Annotated in this window: 6 protein-coding genes; 1 reads left to right on the top strand and 5 read right to left on the bottom strand. The window is 29.6% G+C overall.

Annotated elements, in window-relative coordinates:
* Positions 1-80: 80 nt before the first annotated feature.
* The 5 genes from ACTT9D_RS06065 to ACTT9D_RS06085 form a co-directional block, all read right to left on the bottom strand.
* Positions 81-2,768 (bottom strand): FecR domain-containing protein, encoded by a 2,688-nt coding sequence (locus ACTT9D_RS06065; protein WP_440930897.1) that lies wholly within the window; start codon positions 2,766-2,768, stop codon positions 81-83.
* Entirely contained in the window at positions 2,768-4,165 is a 1,398-nt protein-coding gene (locus ACTT9D_RS06070) for a hypothetical protein (RefSeq protein ID WP_440930898.1), read from the bottom strand. Before ACTT9D_RS06070 ends, ACTT9D_RS06065 begins: the two co-directional genes overlap by 1 nt.
* On the bottom strand, positions 4,165-6,165 hold the full coding sequence (locus ACTT9D_RS06075) for a CHASE2 domain-containing protein (protein WP_440930899.1): 2,001 nt from the start codon (positions 6,163-6,165) through the stop codon (positions 4,165-4,167). Before ACTT9D_RS06075 ends, ACTT9D_RS06070 begins: the two co-directional genes overlap by 1 nt.
* A gap of 9 nt (positions 6,166-6,174) precedes the next feature.
* Entirely contained in the window at positions 6,175-6,738 is a 564-nt protein-coding gene (locus ACTT9D_RS06080) for an invasion associated locus B family protein (protein ID WP_440930900.1), read from the bottom strand.
* A gap of 61 nt (positions 6,739-6,799) precedes the next feature.
* A complete protein-coding gene (locus ACTT9D_RS06085) occupies positions 6,800-7,747 on the bottom strand; it encodes a LysR family transcriptional regulator (RefSeq protein ID WP_440930901.1) in 948 nt (315 codons plus the stop codon).
* A 63-nt stretch (positions 7,748-7,810) separates the two neighbouring features.
* Here ACTT9D_RS06085 and ACTT9D_RS06090 point away from each other — a divergent pair.
* Positions 7,811-9,499, top strand: a 1,689-nt coding sequence (locus tag ACTT9D_RS06090) for a beta strand repeat-containing protein (protein ID WP_440930902.1), incomplete at its 3' end; no start/stop codon positions are given.

The raw sequence follows: 9,499 nt of genomic DNA on the forward strand, positions 1-9,499 counted from the left end.
TAGTCTGATAAATATTAGCTGATGCAAAGTTATTTAATAAAAATGAAAATATGATAATTAAAAAAAAATTATTTATTTTTCTAATCTCTTCCATTTGATGCAGTACCAGAAACTTTGTTTGTGTCAGAACCATCAACAGTTTGAACAGTCAAAGTAGTATCAACGGTATCAGCAAAAGATCTTCCTGATTGGTTTTGAAAATTAGACTCAACAGTTACAAAATAATTCGCAGCAGCACCATCTGCATAACCACTAGATGGAACAGTTTTTGAAATATCTCCTGTTGCTGAATTTGCAACGTCTGTAACTTTTCCTCCACTATTTACTGAAAAAGATGAAGCAGGAGTAACATTTCCAGAGGCACCTGTATAATCTACATTTTTATTAATAGTAAAGGATCTAGAAGCCGCTTGACCTATTTGAACACTTGCAGTTATACCTTGATTAATTGTTCTATTACTAAAATCAATTGTATGAGTAGGAGTAAATGATCCTGCTAAATCTCCTGCACTATCAACATCACTATCAGCATTAGATCCTGCTGTATCAACATATAAATTGGTACTAGTTCCTGTATAGGTATCTGATCCTGTGGATCTAGTATTTAAATCTGCATATGAAGTTGTACCTATAGAAAAGGTATTTACGTCACTTCTAATTAAAAATTCAGGTGGTGGTAATAATCCATATTTAAAGTCTAAGTATCCATCTAATGCCTTGTCAAAACCAGGAATTGGATCCTTTTTTTCTGATAAAATTCTTTTATCTTCAATTATTATTTCATTTGATTTTGCCACTTTTATTTCTTCTTCTTTAAGTACCTCCTTGGATTCTTCAGCTAAAATTTCTCTAGCTCCAATTTCAATTACTTGAGTTTTAAATTGAGCAATTTTAACTTCTTCAAGTGCTTGAGTTACTTCTAATTGTGATTTTTCTTTTTGAGCAATTGCTAAATTAGTGATTTCTGCCAATATTTCATCAGAAGCACCAGACTGCTTTGCTTCATTTAGTCTTGCAGAAATAATTTTTCTTTCCTGTTCAGCTTGTAAGGCAATTTCTTCTGCTTTTTTTTCAGCTTGATAAATTTCTGGAAATTGTTCAGCAAACTGTTGTTCGTATTGGTTATCTCTTACTTGCCATTCTATATCAGCTTGATCTTTTTCAAATCTACTTACACTACCATCTAACTCGAATACAGGAACCAAACCTATTTGACTAGCTTCTTTCCATTCATTTGAATATTGATTTGTATCAAAAATAAAACTTTCTTTTGTTTGAATAAACTCTTCATTTGAGAAAACATCTAATTTAAATTCATTACCAAATTGGTTTTGAAAAGCAGCAACTTCAAATGCTTGTGCTGCTTCATTAGCTTCAAACATAACTTTGTCCATTTCAAATACTACTTCATCTAATTCTTGAGAAGAGGCACCTGATGCAATTAATGTTTCAAATCTTTGATTTAAAGCTTCCATTTGAGGATCAATTTCTTGTTCAAAGAATCGACCTTTTTCTATATCAATTGCAATAGCTTCTTGTCCTTTTAAAAATATTTGTTCAGGTAATACAGGTTCTCCAAAATCAAAATTATTTCCAGGTAAGCCTGCCAATTGTGGTCTAAAATCAATATCTCCCATTTCTAAAAATACAACATCTCCTGTTTCATCATTTAATATAGGTACTTTAATATTACTAAAGCCAGCATCAAATTGATTAAATTCAGTGGGAACAAAATCTACATCTTCAATTCTTGCTGAAACTAACATTACTTTTTCAAGTTCGTTTTGTAGTTCATTTGCAAAAAATGCATCAGCTTCAGGTGAATTGATATCTACACCTTCTGGAAGTTGTTCTTTGACATCATCGGGAATTAAAGCTCTAGGTATAGTGTTTCCACTATTTAAAAAAGATTTACCTAAAAGCTGAGCAGTTATACCACCATCATCTTTAGCTAATGCAGTTACTAATGTGTCTAAAACTAAATCTCCAAGATCTTCATCTTCATTAAATATTTCAGCTTTAATTAATTCTTTAATCTGTTCCTCATTTTGAGCTAACTGAATTTCTTCCTCTTGTTGATTATTATCAGTAACAGGGGAGTCAGGTTCTATCTCTAGTTCTTGGAATTTTTTTAATTCAGTTTGTGGAATAATAACTGGTTGTCTAGGAGCAGTATTTTGGTTTACCTCTGTGAATAAATAAGGCTTGTCTAGTAAAACGGTTCCAGCTGCATTAGAAACTTCAACTGCGCCAGGTCTTAATCCTAATGAGTTTTTTGGACCAGGTCCAATTAATAATATTTTACTTTTTGATGTCTCAGGATCAACCGCTGCCTTAAACTCTGTTCCTCTTGTTCCAATAGTACCCGCAGGTGTTTCAACTACTAAATTTTCTGGATTTTTTTCACTAATTTTACCTGTTAATATTTTAACACTTCCAGATTTTATAGTTGATAAAAGTTTACCGTCTGTATTTTCAGCATCATAAACAAACTCATCAATAGTTAGTTCAGTATTTGAGCCAACTGTCATCACGGTTTGATCTACAAATAGAATTTGAGATTTTCCACCCTCATTTGTTTTTATCGTGTCTCCAAAATAAATTGGATCTCCAACATTAAGCTTTTTTCCATCTTGATTAAAGGCATCCCCAATAACAAAACCAACTATTCCAATTTCTGCTGAGTAAGAAATATTTGAAAAAAAGACTAGTATAGCTATAAATTTTAATAAAATTTTCATTTTTGAGGTTTTATAAATGTTTTTCATTAATAATAAATCCTTTTTGTTAGACCAAAATTAAGTGTTTCTTTATTATAGTTATGTTGAAGTAATGACCCTTCATTTTTGGTTTCAGACCAAGATAAATTGTAAGATAGTGAATTCAGTTGATTTGTAAAAAAATTATTCATTTTAAGATCCGGCATTGAAGATCTTGCAAATTGACCCAAGCTACCATTCATAGAAACTGTATAGGTATTTGACCTTTCATCTCTAGTGATTGAAGAATTAACAAAACTATCTGCTTCATCATATTGTTTATCAGTTTCTGAAGCGCTAATTGTAAAATTTCCTATTGGTAAATTCTCTGTATAAGAGATAGATAAAGTATGATCATCATACCCATTATAGTTTGCAATTGCATGAGTGTCTGTAAATGAATATTTAAGACTAATTTTATTTTGAGCACCTTCACCAATAAATACGTCATAACCAACTGAATAACCTTGTTTCCAAGTATTTGATGCTCTTTTTGTTGCATTGGATGGATTTTGATTTCCCTTATTAGTTCCAAAAGTTAACCCACCATTAATTTTATGAATTTCATTTAAACTATATGTATTATTTAAATTAAAATTATTAGCATACGTATCTGCTGCTCTTCGGGTATTAGTATCTGTATAAGAGTATGATGCACTTAAAGAATTTTTATTTGAAAATTTACTGAAACTTGATGAAAAAGTATTGGTATCATTTTCATCGGTAGTGCCTCTATTCTGTTCTGATGATGAGGTTCCAATTGACATTGAAAGATTTGAAGTGTCATCTATTTGATAAATAATACCTGTAAGAGTATTTATTGTTTCTATATTATCACCTTCAACACCAGCCATATTTACTATGCTACCAGATGAATATTGTGTTTTAGTTGATGATATATTGCCAACATTTGAGTGTAATGCTGTTTTCCACCCTATGTCTTGATAAAATGTCCATTTACTATCTTTTGATGCAACATTTTCTCTTTTCTTTTCTTCCTCTTCTACAACTTGTCTTGCTTTTTGTCTTGCTACAGTTTTTTCATCATCAATTCTTTTTTTATTAATATCATCAAATACTTGAGCAACTCTTTTTTTGACATCATCTGTGATTTCATTTGATTGTCTAATCTCATCAATTAGCCTTAAAACTTTTTCGGTACTGTCTGTTTTTACAGCAACCGAAAGAAGGTATAATTTTAAATCAATATTACCTGGGTACAAAGCCGTTAATCTTTCTAAGGTTGCAATTACATTTTTAAACTCTCCTAATTTTTCTTGTTCTTTTGCATATTGAAGGTTTAATCTTAAATCAGTAGGATTTTTTAAAATCTCAAGATAAGTTACTTCTGCTTTAACCTGTGAAACAACAGATAATAAAAAGATAATAAGGACAATTTTTTTCATTAATTAATATGACCTGAAATAACTATACATGTCACATCATCTCTTAAAGAGGCGTCTCTTTTTGTGAGGATACTGCTTATATGATTAATTATTTCAGAAGGTTTGTTTAATTTATTTTTTATCAATTCTTTCTCGAGACCCTTTACTTGAAGTTCTTCACCATTTTCCAAATATCCCTCAGTTACACCATCAGTATAAATCATTAAGTTTTTATCTTTTATATTAATCTTATTAGTTTGAAAAAAGTTTTCATCATCCATACTCATAATTCCAAGTGGTGGCAATGTAGATTTTAAGTATTCGAACTTATATTCTTTATCAAATATCATTATAGGTTCGTGGCCAAGGTTTATATATTCAATTTCTCTTTTCTCTATATTTAATTTTCCAATAACAGCAGTTATAAACATTCCTTGGTAAGAATTGTCAGCTACCTGGTTATTTACAAATTGAGCAATGCTTGAAACTGATTTTTCAAGTTTAGCCATTGATCTAAAAACGGCTGCTGCATTAGCCATTAAAATACCTGCTTTAACGCCTTTACCAGACACATCAGCTAGAGTGAAATAAACCTCATTATTATTGATAGAAATGTAATCATAATAATCTCCGGACACATCTTTTGCTGGAACATTTTTTGCAAAAATTAAGTCTTTATTAGGAAAATCCCCTGGAAATAATTTTTTTTGCACTTCTCCAGCAATTTCTCTTTCTTGTTTTAATACAATTTGTTTCTTTTCATTTTCAAGAGCAATTTCATTTTCTCTTAGGTACCTAAAATAAAGAGTGGTTAAGAATAATAATGAAGAGCTTGCTATTATATAAAGAACATCAACAAAGTAGTTAAATTGATAAACAATTATACTTCCTAAAATTAGAATTAAGATTAATCCACTAAAGAAGACTATGCTGAATTTTGGTAAAATTTTATTTGGAATAATTAAAACAAGTATCAAAGATACAATTAGCAAAAGATTTTCTGCAATTGTTGTATATAAATTTTTTATGATAAAATCGTTGTTAACTATATTTTCAATTAAATGTGCATGTGTTTGTACACCAGGTATTACATCGCCATTTGGAATTTTAACAAAATCAAATAAACCTTGAGCTGAACTTCCTATAATGACAATTTTATTTCTGAGTTTATTTGCATTTACACTCATATTCAAAACATCAACTGCAGGGATATAGTTCTCTTTGTTAAATTCTTTATAATTTATATGGACTATAGCGTTAGGATCTGGCTCTATTTGATATTTTCTTGTTTTAATTAAATTTATACCTGTCTGATCAGAGTTAATTAAAATGCTTTTATGCCCATGAAGAACTCTTAAACTTTCTAAGCTTAATGCAGGCCAAATATCGTTATCAATTTTTAAGACAATTGGAACTGATCTTAATACTGCATCAGGGCTATCAAGATATGAAATTGTTCCAATTCCCGCTGTTACATCGTTAAATTTTTCCAAAGAAGTAATCTTATTTTTAAAACTATAAACATAGTCAGAAGCATCCATGCCTCTTGAAATGATGTTTGTTTTTGGTTTTGATTGATTATCTTTATTATATGCGGACACATCTCCAAGCACAGCAAGGACAACATTAGATTCTTTGATACTTTCTAATAGTTTTTGATCACTATCAATTATGTTTTCATTTTTTATTTTAAATTCTTCTAATATTTTTTTTGGATTTTGTTTATCTTCTTCACTAAAGAATATATCAAAAGCAATTACAGAAGTTTCATACTGATTTAATCTATCAATTAGATTTGCAAAAACATCTCTTCTCCATGGAAATTGTCCAATTTCACCAATACTTTTTTCATCAATATCAACTATGACAACTTCATCGTAATTACTTTTTTCCATGAATAAAGTTTGATAAGCATCGTATGAAATATTTTCAACTTTCATTACGAAGTTGCTGTCTTGAATCTTTGCAAGAACTAAAAGAATTAATAAAACAATGCCAGAATATTTTTTTACATTGTTCATCGAGTATGATTAGTTGCTCGCTTTAGTTAATTCCTTGTAGGCGTTATTAAATCCTTGTAGAGAGCTTTTAATAACAAGCGGATCTTTTTGAAATGCATTGACACTTATTTCAAAAAAAGTTGAGTTTTGCATTGCCTCTCTCACTTGTGTAAATAAACTTCTGATTGCTTTATCTTTGCTATTATTTGTTAATGTTATTACACAGCCAAAGACTTCACATTTTGTATAAGGTAATTTTAACTCTGTACCTTTATGAAATTTAATATCAACATTTTTTTCTAAATTTACACCTAAGGGTGTAATTATATTTAAAACTTCCTTGAGTTCATTTTGATCATTAATAAAATTTGAAAACGCAAATGAGAATTGAATATTTGTATTATTAATTGTTAATGTTTGAATAATTTCACATTGGTTTTTTTTGTTTACATTAACACATCTGTAAACCCAGTCTCTATATTGTTTAGTCAAAGAATTCGGTTGATTTTTACTTTCGTCACTAACTACAGTTTGAGTAAGAAATAATGAAAAAAATAATATAAAAACTTTTAAGTGAAGTTTTCTAAATATCATAATTTGTATTTATAATATTTAATTTTCTAATGTAAAAAGATAATTTAATAAAAGTTCAAAATTAGAGCCAAATAGCATTTCTTAATGTTGATTTTTTAGCATCTAACTCTCTTTTATTCTTAATATTTCTAATTAGGCATATTTCTCTTGAGAGTGTTGGTTTTGAAATTGGTCTATAAAGAAGTTTTTGATCTATAGCTACACTCTCAGGAATTACCGCAATACCTATTCCAGCTTTAATACACGAAGCTGCTGTTGTATCACTGTTTGTATAAATTACATCTCTATCTCTACCAACTTTTTTTCTATTTGAAATAATGTCTCTTATCTCATCATATGACGGAGCTTTGTTAGTTCTTTTTATATGTTCATAATAAAAAAATTCACAAGTATTTCTAAAAACATAATTTTTATCAGATCTAACTTTTTCTATATCAACGGTTTTTAAATTTTGAAACTCATGACCCTTGTAAAAAGCAACACAAAAATTGTCATTATATAAATTTATTTTATTAATATTTTTTTTTGATATTGGAATACATGTAAAAGCATAATCGATTTCATTCTCTAAAACTTTTTCATTAAGTGTAAAACTTTCTTCTTCTGAAATTTTAAATCTTTTGTCTGAGTTATTTCTTTTAAGTACCCAAAGAATTCTTTCTTTATGTGTTTGTGACAATGTATTTGCAAGACCAATTTTAAATTCTATATTTTCATTTTGTATTGAAACTTTATTTGATTGAATACTTGATATTGCTTTTTCACTATGACTCAAAATTGTTTTTGCATTTAAGTAAAACTCTTGACCATCTTCTGTAAGTTTGACACCTTTTTTATTTCTTACAAATAATTTTGTGTTTAAATTTTTTTCTATAATTTGGATAACTCTTGTTATCGATGGCTGGGAAACATTGATTTCTTCACTTGCAGCTAGGATACTTCCTGTTTCAACTACTGTTGAAAAGTATTGAAGAAATCTTGGACTTAAAAAATCAAGGTTTTTGATCATAAATATAGAATTTTTTTATATATAAACAATTTATATATACAAATTTTATTATTAAATCAAGGGTTGAAAAACTATGATTCGAAGTATGCATTTAATACAAATATTTTAAAAAAACTTGTATTTATTTTTTTTATCTTAACGTCGTTAAGTTTATTAAATTTTACAAATGCTAATGCGGCTTGTCCTTCAGGTTCAAATCCAAATGTAACAGTATCATCCAACTTTCAATGTAAAGAGGGTTTTATAAATATAGATGGTGATATTAAGAGCAGCATTTCTTTTAATGTGACTAACAATTCTACTTATTATCTTCAAACATATATTGAAGGGTCTAGCCCTTATACAGTTACAAAGATAGGTGACGGTACATTAGTGTTTATGGATACTAATATTTCAAACTTTTCAGCTTCTACCGTTATTAGCAATGGAACTGTAAGTGTGTCAGACAACAATACATTAGGAACTGGAACCATTATTCTGGATGGAGGTACATTATCTTCATTTAACACAACCGCGCAAACCCTAGCAAATGCAATTCAAGTACAAGATACTAGTACGTTAGGTAATTCAACAAACTCAGGTATACTTACATTATCTGGGGACATAACCTTTACAGACAAAAATTTAACTTTAACATCGAACAGTAATAATACTATTTCTAATATTGATCTTGGAGGTCAACCAAATACATTATCAATTGCAACTGGTGTAACCTCAACTGTTTCTGGAAATATAACAAACGGTCCTTTAACTAAATCTGGATCTGGTTCTTTAGTTGTTTCTGGAAATATTACATCCAATTCTCCATTAGTAGTTGGTGCTGGAACATTGGAAATTGGAGGCACTTTAACTAGTGGTAATTTTACCAATACTATAAGTAATGACGGAACATTTAGTATTAACTCCTCATCAAACCAAACTCTTGCTGGTAAGATTTCAGGCTCTGGCGATATAAATAAAAATGGTTCTGGAACTTTAACTATTTCAAATACATCTAATAGCTATACTGGAAGAACAATTATTGAAGGAGGCACAGTATCAATTTCAAATTCTGCAAATCTTGGTTTTACTCCTGGTTCAGTTGACCCAGATAATATTATACTTAATGGAGGTGCTTTAAATACAACATCCGACATAACTTTAGCTACTAATAAGGGAATTACATTATCTGGTAATGGTATAATTAATACAAATAGTGGAACAACATTAACTTATGGAGGTGTAATAACAGGAGGTAATGACTTAATAAAAAATGGTTCAGGAACTTTAATATTATCAGGAACAAGTGATTATACTGGTGACACAGATGTTAGTAACGGAACTTTAAAACTTACTGGTGCACTTTCAAATTCAACTGATTTAATAATAGATTCTAGTGCAAATTTAGATCTTCAGGTATCTCAACAGTTTTCAAGTTTAGACTTAAATGGCACAATTACTAGAACTGCAGGTACATCGTCTCTCACTATTTCTGGAACCTCTGATCTGGGAGGTAACGTTACAACTTCAGGAACACAAACATATACCGGTGCCACAACATTAAGTGCATCAAATACTTTAACTACATCAAATGCCAACATTTCGTTTGGTAGTACAATCAATTCCGCTGATGGCACAGCTAGAAATTTAACTATCAGCTCAGGTACTGGAATCACTCAATTCGCAGGTATAGTAGGAGGCACTAATGGAGTTGGTGATATTGATATAACGGGGGCATTAGATCTAAACGCTGCAATATCTAACGCTTCATCA

Source organism: Candidatus Pelagibacter sp., assembly GCF_052049815.1.
Taxonomy (GTDB): domain Bacteria; phylum Pseudomonadota; class Alphaproteobacteria; order Pelagibacterales; family Pelagibacteraceae; genus Pelagibacter.